This is a genomic window from Microbacterium sp. GbtcB4, from assembly GCF_019091465.1.
In the GTDB taxonomy this organism is placed as follows: Bacteria; Actinomycetota; Actinomycetes; order Actinomycetales; family Microbacteriaceae; genus Microbacterium; species Microbacterium paraoxydans.
Genome location: NZ_JAGXJJ010000677.1, coordinates 1 through 232, shown reverse-complemented (window position 1 = coordinate 232; position 232 = coordinate 1). Strand labels below are relative to the sequence as shown.

Annotated in this window: 1 pseudogene; it reads left to right on the top strand. The window is 71.6% G+C overall.

Annotated elements, in window-relative coordinates:
• Positions 1-232 (top strand): annotated as a pseudogene (locus tag KVS71_RS19235) (transcriptional regulator); the annotation flags it as partial.

The window sequence follows — 232 nt, the reverse complement described above, 5'->3', positions numbered from 1 at the left end:
GCTCACCATCGGTGGCGGGTACGTATCGGGAGCGCTGCTCACACTCGTGCAGGTGCTCCTCGTGGGAGTCGTGGTCCTCTGGATCGTCCCCACGTTCGACACGCTCCGCCTCGTCCGCCTGGTCAGGGTCCCCGCGCCGTCGCGGTTCCTCGTGCCGGACGTCGCGCTCGTCCTGCTGGGGCCCGTCGGAGGCGACATGGGCTACGCGGCCACCGCGGTGGGCTCTGTGCGC